Genomic DNA, 16,534 nt, shown 5'->3' on the forward strand with positions numbered 1-16,534 from the left:
TCGGGATGGGGATCCCACGATTCTAACGGGGTGCGCCGAACAGTCCCTCGCCGTACTTGTGGAGCAGTTCGTAGGCGTCGGCATAGGTCGCGGGCTCCTCCTCGCCGGGGGTGCCGTACTTCGCGAGCAGGAGGCCGAGCAGGCCGCGGGCGGGCGGGCTCAACGGCTTGTCCTTGTGGGCGTGGGCCGGATGCGGCGCCTCTGCCTGCGGGTTCGGCGGAAGGTACTGCGGCGTGGTGGAGGGCCAGGTGATGGGCGGCCGCGGCTCATCGAGGTTGACCGCCTTGAAGAGGTCGTTCGCGCCGACGTCACGGCGGGTGAGCGGCTCCAGGCCGTGCAGCCGTGAGAGCGTGGCGATGACGGCCGCGTGATGCGTCTCGTCGTGCACGACGGTGCCCGCCCGCGTGTAGGCGGACACCGCGATCGCGGGCACGCGGCATCCGAGTCGGTCGAATCCGAACCCCATCTCGCCCTCGGAGTCGTCGTGCGGCGGCGTCGCGGATGGTGGCGGCACATGGTCGTAGGTGCCGCCGTGCTCGTCGAACGTGATGAGGAGCATGGTGTTCATCGCGTTGGAGCCCTTCGGCGCGTCGCTGCGCTTGATCGCCTCGTAGATCTCATGCACGAGCGCCTCCCCGGCCCGCACGTCGGAGACGGCGCTGTCGATGACGGGGCGGCCGTCGACGAGCTCCTCCCTGAGTGCGCCGAACGGCGGGTGGAAGTCGTTGTGGTTGTACGTCATGCGGGGTTCGATGAACGCGTACGCCGGCAGGGTGCCGAGGCGCACGTCCTCGTAGAAGTCGGTCATCGTGGCGAAGTGGTCGGTGCGCCAGTACTCCTCGAGCACGGGGGCGTGCAGCACGCCCGTGAACGAGACGAGCTGCAGCTCGTCGAAGTAGATGCGCCACGTGATGCCGGCCTCCTCGAGGCGGTTGAAGATCGTCGGCGTGGCCGGCGCGTCGAGCCACTTCTCGTAGCCGCCGCCGTGCTTGTTCGTGACGAAGCCGTGCGACGTCGAGGCGTGGAAGAACGACCGGTTGCAGAACGTCTGCGACGGCACCGCGCAGTACCAGTGGTCGAAGACGGCGAAGTTCCTCGCGAGCGTCGACAGCACCGGCAGCATCTGCGTCGAGAACGAGCCCATGATCTGCTTCGCCTCGTCGGCGGTGGGCGGCACACCCTTGCGCAGGCGCTGGAAGTTGATCCAGTAGTCGCGTAGGAAGCCCGACATGGTCGCGTCGGTGCTCGAGGGCGGCGTGTTGTAGGGCGCCTCCATGTGCTCGACGAACAGCTCGGCGTTCGTCGGCGGCTCGACCGTGCCGAAGAGCTGCGTGTTGACGTGCGGGAACTCCTCGCCGGGGTCGGGATCGGGTCGGCCCATGATGTGGTCGGTCGGCCCGTCGTAGACGTGGGCGGCCACTTCGGTGCCGTCGGGCGAGGTGTTGCGGTAGTCGCCGAAGGCCAGGCCCTCGAACGACTCGCCGTCGGGCAGGTCGTCGGGCGTGTAGAGGAAGCCGAGGAGGTTGTCGAACGACCGGTTCTCGCCCATCAGCACCACGAGATGATCGAACCCGGCCTCCTGCCGCGGGGTGATGGGCACGAAGTCGTCCCGCCCCTCGTCGAGACCCGCCTGGTGGCCGACGGCGACGCCGATCGCCGCGCCGATCCCACCGCCGACCACGGCACCCGCGGCCGCCGCCCCGCCGATTCTCAGGAAGTCGCGTCGGCTCGTGCCGCCACCGCGCTCATCGCCCCCGGCGGCTTCCCGCGGGCTTCCGTCATCCGCCATCTGCTCCCCCGCTCGTGTCAGGTGTCGAGTGCCGCCGGCCCCTCGGTCACGAGCCGCGCGAACTGCGCCGCGTCGATGATCCGGACGCCGAGCTCCTCCGCCTTGGCCAGCTTCGACCCGGCTCCGGGGCCGGCCGCCACGAAGTCGGTCTTCTTCGACACGCTCGAGGCCGCCTTGCCGCCCGCCGCGATGATGGCCTCCTGCGCGCCCTCTCGCGTGAAGCCCTCGAGGGAGCCCGTGGCGACGATCGTGAGTCCGGCGAGCACGCCCCCGTCTTCTCCGGCGCGGCCCGGGCCCGGATGCCCCGGGGTGGTGAACTGCACACCCGACGCCGTCCAGCGCTCGACGATCTCGCGGTGCCAGTCGACGTCGAACCATTCGATCAGCGCATCGGCGATGATGCCGCCGACGCCCTCCACCTCGGCGAGCTCGTCGCGGCTCGCCGCGCGGATCGCATCGAGGGAGCCGAAATGGTCGGCGAGTGCCCGCGCGGCCACGGGGCCGACGTGGCGGATGTTCAGCGACACGAGGAGTCGCCAGAGCGGCTTCGTCTTCGCCTTCTCGAGTTCGTCGAGGAGCTTGGTGGCCGCCCCCGACGGGCCGTACTCGGCCGGACGGGACTTCGTGCCCTGACGGATGATGCGCTTGAACGGCGCCCGCCGCACCGGCTCGCCCGACTTCTCGTCGACCTTCGGCTCGCCGGTCTCGGCGTCGCGCACGACGACCTCGATCGGCACGAGCTCGTCGAGGGTGAGCTCGAACAGGCCCGCTTCGGTCACGAGCGGCGGGGTGGACGGCACGGACGGCTGCGTCAGGGCGGCGGCCGTGACCTCGCCGAGGGCCTCGATGTCGAGCGCGCCGCGCGACCCGATGTGCTCGACGCGCCCGCGCACCTGGGCGGGGCAGGATCGCGCGTTCGGGCAGCGCAGGTCGATGTCGCCCTCCTTCATGGGGCGGAGCGGCGTTCCGCACTCGGGGCATTCGGCCGGCATCTGCCATTCGCGCTGGCTGCCGTCGCGGAGCTCTTCGACCGCACCGAGGATCTCGGGGATCACGTCGCCCGCCTTGCGGAGCACGACGGTGTCGCCGATGAGCACGCCCTTGGCCTTCACGACCTCCTGGTTGTGCAGGGTCGCCTGCTCGACGGTGCTGCCCTGCACCTTCACCGGCGCCATGACCGCGTAGGGCGTCGCCCGCCCCGTGCGCCCGATCGCGACTCGGATGTCGAGCAGCTTCGTGTGCACCTCCTCGGGCGGGTACTTGTATGCGATCGCCCAGCGCGGTGCCCGGCTGGTCGCGCCGAGCTCGCCGTGGAGGGCGAGCTCGTCGACCTTCACGACGATGCCGTCGATCTCGTGCTCGACGTCATGGCGATGCTCGCCGTGGTGCGCGATGAAGGCGGTGACCTCGTCGATCGTGTCGAACACTCGCGTGTGCGGCGAGACCGGCAGGCCCCAGCCGGCCAGGAGGGCGTAGATCTCGGACTGGCTCGAGACCGGAGGATTCTCCCAAGCGCCGATGCCGTGCAGGTACAGCGCCAGCCGCCCGAGGCGCTCGCGCATGAGCTCCAACTGCTGCGGCGACTTGTTCTCGCGGCGTTGGCGCAGGCTGCCGGCCGCCGTGTTGCGGGCGTTGGCGAACTCGGGGAAGCGCGTCGGGATCGCGTCATCGGCGCGGCCCTTCGCCCGCTGCTCTGCGACGAACTCGGCCTGCAGCGCGTGCTGCCGAGCGTTGAGCGCCTCGAAGTCGTCGGAACGCAGGAACACCTCGCCGCGGACCTCGAAGAAGGGCGGGTAGACCTCGCCCTGGAGGCGTCTCGGGATGGCCGGGATGAAGTCCACGTTCTCGGTGATGTCCTCGCCGACTCGGCCGTCGCCTCGGGTCGTGGCCGTCTCGAGCACGCCGTCGCGATACGCGAGGCTGATGGCCAGACCGTCGATCTTGAGCTCGGAGAGCCAGCGCACGGGTCGACCCGCGGCGGCCTGGGCCTTCGTCGCCCATTCGGCGAACTCGTCGAGCGAGAAGACGTTGTCGAGGCTCAGCATGCGCTCGGCATGCTCATGCGGCGGGAACCCGACGGACACCAGCGCCGCGCCGACCTGCTGGGTCGGGCTGTCCTGACCGGCGAGCTCGGGGAACTCGCGCTCGAGCGCCTCGAGCCGGTGGAAGAACACGTCGTACTCGGCGTCGCTGACGAGACTGACGCCCTCGGAGTAGTACGTCGTGCGATACCGCTCGATGCGCTCGGCGAGCTCTTCCGCTTCGGCGCGGGCGGTTTCGAAGTCGGCGGGGATGTCGCTCACAGGCGCCATCCTATGGGCGACCCCCGACGGCGGCACGGCTGTGGCGCGACGCGTCGGCGGTCGGATCCCGTGTCCCGCCGTTCGCGAGTCGAAGGACGATCGCGACGACACGCCGGGCATCACCGGCGTGTCGACTCGATCGTCCTTCGACCGGCGAACCGAAGCCGAGGTCCGGACACGCGAAAGGCGGGGCGCGTACGCGCCCCGCCTCCACGCGGTGGCTACCGCTCCACGGCGTAGCCCGCGCGATCCACCTTGCGGTGGTAGTGCGTGCCGGCCTTGCCGCCGAGGATCGCACCGCCGAGGCTCGCGAGGATCACGAGGATCGTGGTGATGATGCCCGCCACGGTGAGGTCGCCCTCGGCCACCGGGATGCGCGGGAACACGTTCAGGTCGCCGAAGATGTCGTACTGGCTTCCCAGCACGACGCCGGCCAGCGCGACGATGATCGCGATGACGAGCGCCCACACCCAGACGGCGATGCCCTGGCGGATGCCGTTGAAGCGCGCCATCCGCCCGGCGACGTAGCCGCCCGCGTAGTACGCGACGAACAGGATCACGAGGAGCGCGATCGCGCCCACCCAGCCGACGGTCTCGGCGTCGACGGCGGCGTCGTCGGCGGTCGTGTCGGATTCGACGATGCCCAGGCCGAGCGCCGCACCGGTGGCGGCGAGGATGGCGGTCAGGATCACGCCGGTGCCGAAGGCCGTGAGCCATCCGAAGAACGCGGATCCGACCTTCACGCCGCCGAAGGCCTCGCGCTCGCGAGCGACGACCTCCCGGCGATCCACGAGGTTCCGGTCGTGCGTCACGGCCTCGTGCCGGTCGTCGACGCCGTCACGGTCGCGGTCGTGCGTCACGGCCTCGCGGCGGTCGTCGACGCCGTCACGGTCGCGGTCGTGCGTCACGGCCTCGCGGCGGTCGTCGATGCCGTCGCGGTCGCGGTCGACGGGCGCTTCGGGCATGTTCGCCGGATACGGATCTCGACCGGGCCGGTCAGATGAGGTGCTCATGATGGGTCCCCTCTCGTCGTGCGCCGCTCAGTGGTGGGTGCCTGCGACGCCGATCCGACCCTACGACGGGGGGTACCCGGCAGGAGAGGCCTTGACACGAGACGGTTTCCCGTACTCGGACGTGCAGCGAACGTTCGGGCGGCATCCAGATTCGCCCGGAACGCGCCCGAATGGCGCCGCGGGCTACACGTCGAGACCCGTGTAGTCGACCCGGCGGTGATACCGGAGCCCGGCCGGACCGCCCAGGAGCGCCCCACCGAGGCTCACCACGGCCACCGCGGCGGCAGCCACGATCCCGCCGACGAGGAACAGGTCGTCCGTGAGGATCAGTCCGGAGAACATGGTCAGCCGATCGGCCGCGAACTCGAAGGGCACGCCGAGCAGCACGACGGCCAGCACGACCACGATCGCCGTGACCACCGCCCACGCCCACACGGCGAGACCCTGTGCGACGCCACTGAATCGCGCCATGCGCCCGGCGACGTAGCCGCCCGCGAAGAACGCGACGAGCACGATCGCGAGCACCGTGCCGACGCCGATCCAGCCGACCGTCGAGGCGTCGAAGGGGCCCCAACCGGTCGAGGTCACCGGGTTCAGGAGCTTGCCGAGGCCGAGGGCTGCACCGCCCGCGGCCAGGAGCCCGGTGATCGCGGTCGCGAGTGCGGCGGCGATGACCCATCCGAAGAACGCGGAACCGAACTTCACGCCGCCGAACTGCTCGCGCTGGCGTTCGACGAGCTCGTCGGCGGTGATGGTGCGGGTGTCGGCGCTGCCGCCCCACGCGCCGGGCCGCGGCACGGCGGTCGCGCCGGTGGTGGCCGGGAGGGTGATGGCGCCGGAGTCGAGGTTCCGGAACGGCTCGGCGGGGTCTGCAGTCGGATCAGCGGGGTACAGCGGGTAGGACACTGGTATCTCCTCGTCACGTGTGCGGCGCCGGGGGTAGCGCCAGGCGCCGAATCTACGCGAATCCGGCCGTGGCGGCGAGCGGACCGTGCCGGAAGACCGGTGCTACGCGTCGACGGGAACGGCGCTGACGGTGCGGTCGATCGTGCACTGGCCGAGCACGCGTGTGCCGACGTAGACGACCGCGGTCTGGCCCGGGGCGACGCCATCGAGCGGATGCTCCGGGGTGATCACCAGCTCACCGCCCGTGACCACCGCCACCGCGGGCACGGGGTCGGCGTGTGCACGGATCTGCACCTCGCAGGCGAAGGGCGTGGCGGCATCCTCGGGCGGAAGGCCCGCCCAGGTGAATCGCGACCCGGCGATCTCGGCGGTCGCGAGCGCCTCCTTGGGGCCGACGACGACCGTGTTCTCCTTCGGCCGCACCTCGAGCACGAATCGTGGCCTGCCGTCGGGCGCCGGCGTGCCGAGCCGCAGTCCGCGGCGCTGGCCCACCGTGTACGCGTGCGCGCCCTCGTGCGAACCGACGACCTCGCCCGTGCGGTCGACGATGTCGCCGGGTGCGACGCCGACCTTGTCGGCGAGCCACCCGCGCGTGTCGCCGTCGGGGATGAAGCAGATGTCGTGCGAGTCGGGCTTCTGCGCCACCGACAGCCCGCGACGGGCGGCCTCCTCGCGCACGAGCTGCTTCGAGGGCGTGTCGCCGAGCGGGAAGTAGGCGTGCTCGAGCTGCTCGGCGGTGAGCACGCCGAGCACGTACGACTGGTCCTTCGCCCAGGCGCTCGCGCGGTGCAGCTCGCGGTGGCCCGCGACATCCGTCACGATCGTCGCGTAGTGGCCGGTGCACACCGCATCGAAGCCGAGCGCGAGCGCCTTCTCGAGGAGCGCGGCGAACTTGATGCGCTCGTTGCAGCGCATGCACGGGTTCGGCGTGCGGCCGGCGGAGTACTCGGCGATGAAGTCGTCGACGACGTCGGCCTTGAACCGCTCGGAGAAGTCCCACACGTAGTACGGGATGCCGAGCACGTTCGCGGCGCGTTGCGCGTCCATCGAGTCCTCGATGGTGCAGCAGCCGCGGCTGCCCGTGCGCAGGGTCCCGGGCATGCGGCTGAGCGCGAGGTGCACGCCGACGACGTCGTGCCCCGCCTCCACGGCGCGCGCAGCGGCCACGGCGCTGTCGACGCCGCCGCTCATCGCTGCCAGGATCCGCATCGTTCCAGTGTACGAAACCGGTCCTGAGCGGATGCCGCAGGCCGCGGATGCCGCAGGCCGCGGATGCCGCAGGCGCCGGATGCCGCAGGCGCCGGATGCCGCAGGCGCCGGATGCCGCAGGCGCCGGATGCCGCAGGCGCCGGATGCCGCGACCGCTCGTCAGCGGTCGAACGACGTCGCCCGGGCCGCGAGGCCGGCGCGGGACGCCTGGGCGTACGCGCCGGACAGCGCGGCCAGGAACGCGTCGACGTCGGCGTCGGTGGACTCGTGTCCGAGCGTGATGCGCAGCGCGCCGCGGGCGTCGGCCTCGGAGCGCCCCATGGCCATGAGCACGTGCGAGGGCTCCGGCACGCCCGCCTGGCACGCCGACCCCGTCGACACGGCGACCCCGGCCATGTCGAGGAGGAACAGCAGCGAGTCCCCCTCGCATCCGGGGAACGAGAAGTGCACGTTGCCGGGCAGGCGTCCGCCGGGCGAGGGGTCGCCGGAGAGACGGGCCGACGGCACCGTCGCCTGGACGCCCGCGATGAGCCGGTCGCGCAGCCGCGACATCCGCTCGGCATCAGCGTCGAGCCGTTCGTGCACCGCTGATGCCGCCGCCGCGAACGCCGCCGCGGCCGCGACATCCTGCGTGCCCGAGCGCACCTTGCGCTGCTGCCCGCCGCCGTGGATGAGCGGCTCGATCGTGGCCGACCGGTCGAGCACGAGCGCCCCGATGCCCACGGGCCCGCCGATCTTGTGCGCCGAGACGCTGAGGGCGACGAGACCGGCGCCGGCGGAGGCATCCGTCGCCCGGCGCAGGCCGTGGACGTCGATGGGAACCTGCCCGTACGCCGCGATCGCGTCGACGTGCAGCGGCACCCCGGCCCGGGCGGCGAGCCGGGCGACCTCGGCGACGGGCTGGATCGTGCCCACCTCGTTGTTCGCCCAGATCATCGTGACGAGCGCGACGGATGCCGCGTCGCGGTCGAGCGCGTCGGCGAGCGCGTCGAGGCGCACCCGGCCGACCTCGTCGAGCGGCACCTCATCCACGATCGCGCCCTCGTGCTCGGCCAGCCACTCGACGGTGTCGAGCGTGGCGTGGTGCTCCCCCGCCGGAACGATGATGCGCGGCCGCGGGCCCCCCGCCTGCCGACTCCACCAGAGGCCCTTGATCGCGAGGTTCACGGCCTCGGTGCCGCTGCCCGTGAAGACGACCTCGATGCCGTCGGCGCCGAGGGTCTCGGCGACGCGCTCGCGGGACTCCTCGAGCAGGCGTTTCGCCTCCTGCCCGGCGCTGTGGATCGACGCGGGGTTGCCGACGACGCGCAACGCCGCGGTCAGCGCCTCGATCGCCTCGGCCCGCATCGGGGTCGTCGCGGCATGGTCGAGGTAGACCATCGCGGGGAGCGCTTCCACACGAACTACTGTAGATCGCATGCCCGCGCCCGACCCCCTGCACGACCTCGGCGTCCGGACGGGCGCCGACGGCGGCAGCATCCGGGTCTGGTCCGCGCACGCGACCTCCGTGGAGCTCGAGGTGTTCGCCGACGGCGACCTCGGTTGGGCGACGTCGCGCACGGCACTCGAGCGCGACGAGCACGGCGTGTGGGAAGCGGCATCCGCTGCCCTCGTGCCGGGCGCCCGGTACGGGCTTCGCGTCGACGGGCCCGCGGGCATCGAGCACGCGTTCAACCCCGCGCACACCCTGCTCGACCCGTATGCGCGCGGGCTCGCCGCCGTGCCCGACGGCTCCTGGCGCGGCGTCGCACTCTCGTCACTCGTCGACGACGGCTTCGACTGGGCGGGCACCGTGAAGCCGCGCGTGCCGCTCGACCACACCGTCGTGTACGAGGCGCACGTGCGCGGATTCTCGAAGCTCAACGAACGCATCCCCGAGCACCTGCGCGGCACCTACGCGGGGCTCGCGCACGACGTCTCGCTCGAGTACCTCACGGGGCTCGGCGTCACGACCGTCGAACTCCTCCCGGTGCACGCGTTCGTCTCCGAGCAGCGGCTCGTGCGACAGGGGCGTCCGAACTACTGGGGCTACAACACGCTCGCCTTCTTCGCCGCGCATGCGCCGTACGCGTCATCCGCAGCGCAGGCCGAGGGGGCCCACGCCGTGCGCCGCGAATTCGCGGGCATGGTGCGGCGCCTCCATGAGGCGGGCCTCGAGGTCGTGCTCGACGTCGTCTACAACCACACCGCCGAGGAGGGACGCGAGGGTCCCACCACGTCGTTCCGCGGCATCGACAACGCCTCCTACTACCGGCACGACGCGCACGGCCGGTACGTCGACACGACCGGATGCGGCAACACGGTCGACTTCGGCACCGAGGCCGCCCGCCGGCTCGTGCTCGACTCGCTGCGGTACTTCGCCGACGAGCTGCAGGTCGACGGCTTCCGGCTCGACCTCGCCGCGACACTCGGCCGCGACGACCACGGCGGCTACACCCCCGAGCATCCGCTGCTGCAGGCGATGCTCGACGATCCCGTGATCGGCGACACCAAGCTCATCGCCGAACCCTGGGACGTCGGGCCGGGCGGCTGGCAGACGGGCAACTTCCCGGCCGGCTTCACCGAGTGGAACGACCGCTACCGCGATCGGATGCGCGACTTCTGGCTCGGCGACCTGCGTCGCGAGCGCAAGACGGGCACCGCCGGCAGCGGCATCGGCAGGTTCGCGACGCGCCTCGCCGGATCGTCGAACACCTTCTCGACCGAGCGCGGGCCCCTCGCCTCCCTCAACTTCGTCACCGCCCACGACGGGTTCACGCTCGCCGACCTCACGGCTTACGACGCGAAGCACAACCTCGGCAACGGCGAGCAGAACCGCGACGGCACCGACAACAACAACTCGTACAACCACGGCGTCGAGGGTGAGACGGACGACGCCGACGTCTGCGCGGCGCGCCGCCGGAGCACCCGGAACCTGCTCGGCACCCTGCTGCTCTCGGCGGGCGTGCCGATGCTCACCGCGGGCGACGAGTACGGCCGCTCGCAGCGCGGCAACAACAACGCGTACTGCCACGACTCCGAATTGACCTGGCTCGCGTGGGACGACCGCGAGCGCGATGCCGGCCTGCTCGAGACCGTGCGGCGGCTGCTCCGGCTGCGCGCCGAGAACCCCGCGGTCCGGCCCGTGCGTTTCGGCCGCTTCGGCGAGACCACGCCGAGCGCGTCGCAGATGGACTGGTTCAACGCCGAGGGCGCGACCATGACCATCGACGACTGGCACTCGCCCGAACAGCGCACGCTGCAGTACCTCGCCGCGTCGACGCCCGAGTTCGAGGCGTTCAACCGCATCCTGCTCGTCGTGCACGCGCACGAGACCGACACCGAGGTGGTCTTGCCGCCGCACGAGGGGGTCACCGGATACACCCGCCTGTGGGACTCCGCGGGCGACGTGCCGGTCGACGTCGGCTCCGAACACGGGCCGGGTGAACGCATCGCGGTGGCGCCGCTGTCGATGGTGCTGTTCCGTGCGCACGGGGGCGAGTGATGGCGAAACGCTCGGATGCTTCGACGGGGCTCAGCAGAGCTGCCTCCGCCGGCACGCCCGCGACGGTCGCGCTCGCAGCGGCGGGCATCGCGTTCACGGTGCACGCCTACGAGCACGACCCCAGGGCCGCCGCCTACGGACTCGAGGCCGCCGAGAAGCTCGGCCTGGACCCCGACCGAGTGTTCAAGACGCTGCTCGCGAACGTCGATGGTGCGCTCGCCGTGGGCATCGTGCCGGTCGCGATGCAGCTCGATCTCAAGGCGCTCGCGCAGGCGCTCGGCGGCAAGCGCGCCGAGATGGCCGACCCCACCGTGGCCGAGCGCAAGACCGGGTACGTCGTGGGCGGCATCAGCCCCATCGGGCAGAAGACGGCGCTGCCGACCGTGCTCGACGAGTCGGCGATCCTCTGCGAGACGGTCTACGTCTCGGGCGGCCGACGCGGCCTCGACCTGGAGCTCGCGCCCGACGACCTCATCGCCGTCACGTCGGGCCGCTACGCGCCCATCGCCCGCGCCCGCTGACGCCGCTGCACGGCGGGTCCGCCGATCATGACTCGAGAGGACGCGATGGCGGGGACGCCGGAGCCGGTGGGCGGCCTCAGCCGGCGACGGCGACGAGCCCCAGTTCCGCGGTCGAGAGCATGAGCGGATGCCGCGGCACCACGCGCACCGTGTACCCGAACGCCCCGGCGCGGTCGAGCACCACGGTGCCCGTGTAGAGACGGGGGCCCGAGGCATCCGGTGCCCCGTCGGGATCGAGTGCGGTGCGTCGCACGTCCTCGATCGTCTCGTCGGCGCGGCTGCGGCCGTAGACGACCTCGACCGTGACGTCGTCGGGCGCCAGCCCGTCGAGCTCGACGTACGCACGCAGCCGCAACGCGTCGCCGACGTGCGGCGCTTCGACGCCGCCCGACTCCACGTGCGTCACGTGCACGTTGGGCCACGCGGCGCGAACCCGCGCGTCGAACGCGGCGAGCTCACGCGCACCCCGGTCGCCGTCGGCCTCGACGAGTGCGGCATGCTCGGCCGCCCGGCGGTAGAGCCGCTCGACGTACTCCTTCACCATGCGGTCGGCACCGAGGTCGGGCGCGAGGTGCGCGAGGGTCAGCCGCAGCCGGCGCACCCATTCCACGGGCACGCCATCGCCGTCGCGCTCGTAGTAGCGAGTCGCGACGCGATGCTCGAGCAGGTCGTAGAGCGCGGATGCCTCGAGGGCGTCGCGCTCCCCTGCGTCGCCCGCGGCATCCGCCGACGGGATGACCCAGCCGTAGTCGTCGCCCGCGTACTCGGCCCACCAGCCGTCGAGGATCGAGAGGTTGAGCGCACCGTTCATGGCGGCCTTCATGCCCGACGTGCCGCACGCCTCGAGGGGGCGCAGCGGGTTGTTCAGCCAGACGTCGCAGCCGGGGTAGAGCACCTCGGCCATGCCCATGTCGTAGTCGGGCAGGAACACGATGCGCTCGCGCAGCTCGGGCTGCTGCGCGAACTGCACGAGCTGCTGGATGAGTCGCTTGCCCTCGTCGTCGGCCGGATGCGACTTGCCGGCGATCACGAACTGCACGGGCCGATCGGGGTTGGTGAGGATCGCCTTCAGCCGCTCAGGGTCCTGCAGCATGAGCGTGAGGCGCTTGTACGTCGGCACGCGACGGGCGAAGCCGACCGTGAGCGTGTCGGGATCGAGCACCTGCGAGAGCCAGGTCGGCGCCGACGCGCCGCCGTGCTGCTCCGACCACGCCGCCGAGAGCCGGCGTCGTGCGTCCTCGACGAGCTGCAGGCGCATCCGCCGCTTCACGTTCCAGAACTCGCCGTCGGACAGGGCGGGGCTCAGCCAGTCGGCATGCTCGGGGTCGGCCGTGCCGAGCGTCGCCTCGGCGAGTTCGATGAGCGCGGGGTCCGTCCACGTGGGCGCGTGCACGCCGTTCGTGATCGACGTGATGGGCACCTCGTCGGCGTCGAAGCCGGGCCACAGGTCGCCGAACATGCGCCGGCTCACCTCGCCGTGCAGCTTGGAGACGCCGTTGGCGTGCTGTGCGAGCCGAAGCCCCATGACGGCCATGTTGAACGCGCTCGTCTCGGGGTCGGCGCCGGGCTCGACGCCGAGGGCGAGCGCATCGGCGGGCTCGATGCCGGGCAGCAGGGAGCTCGTGACGTACCGCTCGACGAGGCCGCGGTCGAAGCGGTCGATGCCGGCGGGCACGGGCGTGTGCGTCGTGAACACGGTTCCGGCCCGAACGACCTGCAGCGCCTCGGCGAACGAGAGCCCTTCGGCGATGTGCGTGGCGATGCGCTCGAGCCCGAGGAACCCGGCGTGACCCTCGTTCATGTGGAACACGTCTGGGGCGGGCAGCCCGGCGAGCTCGGTGTAGGCGCGCACGGCGCGCGCACCGCCGATGCCCAGCAGCAGCTCCTGCAGCAGCCGGTGCTCGCCGCCGCCGCCGTAGAGCCGGTCGGTCACCGAGCGCAGGTCGTCGGTGTTCGCGGGGATGTCGGTGTCGAGCATGAGCAGCGTGACCCGGCCGACCGCCGCCCTCCACACGCGTGCGTGCAGCGACCGGTCGTCGGGCAGGGCCAGGGTCACCTGCACCGGTGCGCCGTTGGGCCGGCGCACGACCGAGAGCGGGAGCCCGTCGGGATCGAGGGTCGGGTAGCGCTCCTGCTGCCAGCCGTCGGCCGAGATCGACTGGCTGAAGTAGCCCGCCTTGTAGAACAGGCCGACGCCGACGAGCGGAACCCCGAGGTCGGAGGCCGCCTTCAGATGATCGCCCGCGAGGATGCCGAGGCCCCCCGAGTACTGCGGCAGCGCGGCGGTGATGCCGAACTCGGGCGAGAAGTACGCGACGAGCCGCGGCGCATGGGCGCCCAGCGACTGGAACCAGCGCGGCTCGGCGAGGTACTCGCGCAGTCCCGCTCGCTCGCGCTCGGCCCATTCGACGTAGTCTCCGTCGGCCGCGAGCGCGTCGAGGCGCGCCGGGTCGACCTCGCCGAGGAAGGCGACCGGGTCGCGGCGGGAGCTGCGCCACAGCTCGGGGTCGATGTGCTCGAACAGGCGCTTCGTAGGTTCGTGCCACGCCCACCGCAGGTTCCCCGCGAGCTCTTCGAGTGCCGCGAGCGCACCCGGGACGACGGCACGGACGGTGAACTTGCGAATCGGCTTCACCCGCTCAACCCTAGGGCGGACGCATGACGTTCGTGTGAACGGCGTCGCAGCTCGTCGCCCCAGCGCTCGGTCACCTCGCACCCGTCGCGATCCCGAACATCAGCGTGCGATGCACCGACTCCCCCACCGCGGCATCGGGTGAAGCCGCGTCCCGCACCGCCGCGACCAGCAGCGAGGCCATCGCCGTGACGATCCACTCCGGCGCGAGCCCCCGATCGAGGAGCCCCTCGCGCTGCCCTCGCCGCACCACGTCGACGAGCGGCGCCAGCACCTGCGCGCGCTGAGCGAGGAATCGCGGGTCGGAATCCGGTGCCTGCAGCAGCATGAAGCGCAGGCCCATGCCCTGGGCGCCCAGGGCGTGGATCACGCGCTGCAGGACCTCGACCGCGGTGCCCTCGTCGAGCCGGCTCTCCTCGAGCGCCCGCGACGCTCGGGCGAGTGCTTCCGCGCGGATGGCCGACTCGAGCGCCTCCCGGTTCGGGAAGTGGCGGTACACGGTCGCCCTCGTCAACTCGGCGACCCGGGCGATGTCGGCCATCGACGCCTCGGGGTTGCGGGCGAACTCCTCGGTGGCGGCAGCGATGAGCATGTCGCGGTGACGCGCGACATCGCGTCGCCGTGGCGGAGTGGCCGGCGAGGAGACATCCATGAATACGACCATATCGGCAATTACTTCGAAGCGAGACATTCATGTCTCGTTTTGCGATAGACTGCCGACATGAACGCCGCTCACGACACAGAAGGTCTCCCCCAACCCTCCGCGTCCGCCGACGTCGACGTGCTCGTCGTCGGCGCGGGTCCCACCGGACTGGCCGCCGCCTGCGAGGCCCTCCGCCACGGAATGACGGTGCGGATCATCGATCGAAAGCGCGGACTCTCCACGCACTCGAAGGCGCTCGCGACGCACGCCCGCACCATGGAGGTGCTCGAGCTCATGGGCGTCGCCGACGCGATGCTCGCGGAGGGCGTGCCGTTCGCGGCACTCACGGCTCACGCCGGGCCGCGTGGGCGCCGCACGAGGGTGGACCTGCGCGGGCTCCCCTGGGGCGACACCGCCTACCCGTTCTGGCTGTCCATCCCGCAGTACGCCACCGAGCAGGTGCTCGAGGCACGACTCGCGCAGCTCGGGGGCGCCGTCGAGTGGGGAACGACGTTCGCCGAGCTCGACGAACGCGAAGCTCACGTCGAGGCCGCGCTCGAGACCCCCGGCGGGCTCCAGACGGTGCGAGCGCGGTGGCTCATCGGCTGCGACGGCGGCCGCAGCACGGTGCGCGATCGAGCGGGACTCCGGCTCGACCGTCGTGACAGCGGGGTGCAGTTCCTGCTGGCGGATGTCGCGGGCTCGCCGCGTCTGGCCGAGGACGAGGGCTACGCCTACCTCACGCCGCCGGGTCTCCTCATCGTCGTGCCGGTGCCCGACCCTGGCCGCTGGCGGATCATCGCCCAGGTTCCCGCGACGACGGATGCGGGCGCACCGACCATCGACGCGGGATACCTCGACCGACTCATCATGGAGCGCACGGGCCTCGCATTCGGCGTGCACGACGTCGGCTGGACCTCGCGCTTCACCCTCACCCACGGGGTCGCCGACGCCTACCGGCGTGGTCGCGTGTTCCTGGCCGGCGACGCCGCCCACGTGCACAGCCCGGTCGGCGGCCAAGGGCTGAACACCGGCCTGCAGGACGTCCACAACCTCGTCTGGAAACTCGCGGAGGTGGACCGGGCGGCCTCGCCCGCCGCGGCCGAGGCGCTCCTCGACAGCTACGAGGCCGAACGCCGTGCCGCGGGGAGCCGGATGGTCGAGACCGTCGCCCGCATGACCGCGCTGCTGACGACCAGCAACACCGCGATCCGGCGCGTGCTCGGCCGCGTCGCGCCCCGGGTACTCGCGCTTCGGCGCGTGCAGGCGAGGCTCGGCCGCGCCACCGGGATGCTCGAGGTCGCCTACCCCGACGGCCCGCTCAGCGCCGGCCCCGGCGCCGGCCGTCGGCTCGCGAACCCGAGGCTCGCCGACGGCGGCCGGCTCTCCGCACGCCTCCCCGAGACCGGTTGGTGCTGGGTCGTGTGGACGCGTGTCGGCGAGCCCGCACCCGCCCCCGAGGACCCGCGTTGGCGCGGCCTCCCCGTGATCGTCGTGCGCGACGACGAGGTGGTCGAGCCCGAGTCATCCGCCCCCGCCGACGATGGCCGGGTCGTGCTCGTGCGCCCCGACCGTGTGGCCGCCGGCACGGGTGGCGACCCCGGGCACCTCCGGACGCGCCTCGACGCTGACGCGCGGATGCCCGCCACGCGGTGAAGCCCGGCGCGACTCACCGAGGCGGGAGCGACTTGTACAGCACGAGCCCATTGCCCTGGCTGTCGTAGACGACCGCGCGTCGCTCGTGGGCGTCGTCGTATGGGCCCTTCGCGATGCCGCCGCCCGCCTCATCGATCGCCTCGGCCATGCCGTCGACGTCATCGGTCTTGATGCCCACGACGACTTGGCCCGGGATCGGGTGATCGAGTGCTGTCGCGAGCGCGAGCGTGATGGTGCCGCCGTCGAGCGCGGCGAAGTGGGATCCGTCGCGGAACTTGAGCGGGAACCCGAGCGTCTCGGTGTAGAACGCGATCGAGGCATCGAGGTCGTCGGTGGACAGGACGACCATCTTCACCTGCGGCTGCTGATCGGTCATGA

At 71.9% G+C, this 16,534-nt stretch carries 12 protein-coding genes; 3 read left to right on the forward strand and 9 right to left on the reverse strand.

What is annotated here, in order from left to right:
- Positions 1-22 precede the first annotated feature (22 nt).
- From ACVFI9_RS11985 to ACVFI9_RS12010, 6 genes are all read right to left on the reverse strand, one after another.
- Positions 23-1,789 carry an alkaline phosphatase family protein gene (locus tag ACVFI9_RS11985; RefSeq protein ID WP_474762449.1) on the reverse strand — a complete coding sequence of 589 codons (1,767 nt, stop codon included), beginning with the start codon at positions 1,787-1,789 and terminating at the stop codon, positions 23-25.
- A gap of 17 nt (positions 1,790-1,806) precedes the next feature.
- Positions 1,807-4,101 (reverse strand): NAD-dependent DNA ligase LigA, encoded by a 2,295-nt coding sequence (ligA, locus tag ACVFI9_RS11990; RefSeq protein ID WP_474762450.1) that lies wholly within the window; start codon positions 4,099-4,101, stop codon positions 1,807-1,809.
- A gap of 212 nt (positions 4,102-4,313) precedes the next feature.
- Complete coding sequence (locus tag ACVFI9_RS11995) at positions 4,314-5,105, reverse strand: hypothetical protein (RefSeq protein WP_474762451.1); 792 nt, start codon at positions 5,103-5,105, stop codon at positions 4,314-4,316.
- A 183-nt stretch (positions 5,106-5,288) separates the two neighbouring features.
- Positions 5,289-6,011, reverse strand: a complete 723-nt coding sequence (locus ACVFI9_RS12000; protein ID WP_474762452.1) for a hypothetical protein — start codon at positions 6,009-6,011, stop codon at positions 5,289-5,291.
- Positions 6,012-6,113: 102 nt separating this feature from the next.
- Complete coding sequence (gene mnmA, locus ACVFI9_RS12005) at positions 6,114-7,220, reverse strand: tRNA 2-thiouridine(34) synthase MnmA (protein WP_474762453.1); 1,107 nt, start codon at positions 7,218-7,220, stop codon at positions 6,114-6,116.
- A gap of 159 nt (positions 7,221-7,379) precedes the next feature.
- A complete protein-coding gene (locus ACVFI9_RS12010) occupies positions 7,380-8,600 on the reverse strand; it encodes a cysteine desulfurase family protein (protein ID WP_474766247.1) in 1,221 nt (406 codons plus the stop codon).
- A gap of 37 nt (positions 8,601-8,637) precedes the next feature.
- On the opposite strand from ACVFI9_RS12010, the gene glgX reads away from it, so the two are divergent.
- Together glgX and ybaK are read left to right on the forward strand one after the other, a co-directional pair.
- Positions 8,638-10,704: a glycogen debranching protein GlgX gene (gene glgX, locus ACVFI9_RS12015; RefSeq protein WP_474762454.1), complete on the forward strand. Its 2,067-nt coding sequence runs from the start codon at positions 8,638-8,640 to the stop codon at positions 10,702-10,704.
- Positions 10,704-11,225 (forward strand): Cys-tRNA(Pro) deacylase, encoded by a 522-nt coding sequence (gene ybaK / locus ACVFI9_RS12020; RefSeq protein ID WP_474762455.1) that lies wholly within the window; start codon positions 10,704-10,706, stop codon positions 11,223-11,225. The genes glgX and ybaK overlap by 1 nt, the downstream gene beginning before the upstream one ends.
- Positions 11,226-11,301: 76 nt before the next feature.
- On the opposite strand, the gene glgP is transcribed toward ybaK, so the two are convergent.
- Both glgP and ACVFI9_RS12030 read right to left on the reverse strand, forming a co-directional pair.
- The gene (glgP, locus tag ACVFI9_RS12025) at positions 11,302-13,860 is read right to left on the reverse strand and encodes an alpha-glucan family phosphorylase (RefSeq protein ID WP_474762456.1); all 2,559 of its coding nucleotides are present in this window, start codon (positions 13,858-13,860) and stop codon (positions 11,302-11,304) included.
- 70 nt (positions 13,861-13,930) lie between these two features.
- Positions 13,931-14,509 (reverse strand): TetR/AcrR family transcriptional regulator, encoded by a 579-nt coding sequence (locus tag ACVFI9_RS12030; protein ID WP_474762457.1) that lies wholly within the window; start codon positions 14,507-14,509, stop codon positions 13,931-13,933.
- A 69-nt stretch (positions 14,510-14,578) separates the two neighbouring features.
- Here ACVFI9_RS12030 and ACVFI9_RS12035 point away from each other — a divergent pair, with 69 nt between their 5' ends.
- Positions 14,579-16,156 carry an FAD-dependent monooxygenase gene (locus ACVFI9_RS12035; RefSeq protein ID WP_474762458.1) on the forward strand — a complete coding sequence of 526 codons (1,578 nt, stop codon included), beginning with the start codon at positions 14,579-14,581 and terminating at the stop codon, positions 16,154-16,156.
- 13 nt (positions 16,157-16,169) lie between these two features.
- Here the strand turns inward: ACVFI9_RS12035 and ACVFI9_RS12040 are convergent, their stop codons facing one another.
- Positions 16,170-16,532 (reverse strand): VOC family protein, encoded by a 363-nt coding sequence (locus tag ACVFI9_RS12040; RefSeq protein WP_474762459.1) that lies wholly within the window; start codon positions 16,530-16,532, stop codon positions 16,170-16,172.
- Positions 16,533-16,534 lie beyond the last annotated feature (2 nt).

The sequence above is a fragment of the Agromyces sp. NSFZ genome (genome assembly GCF_056156205.1).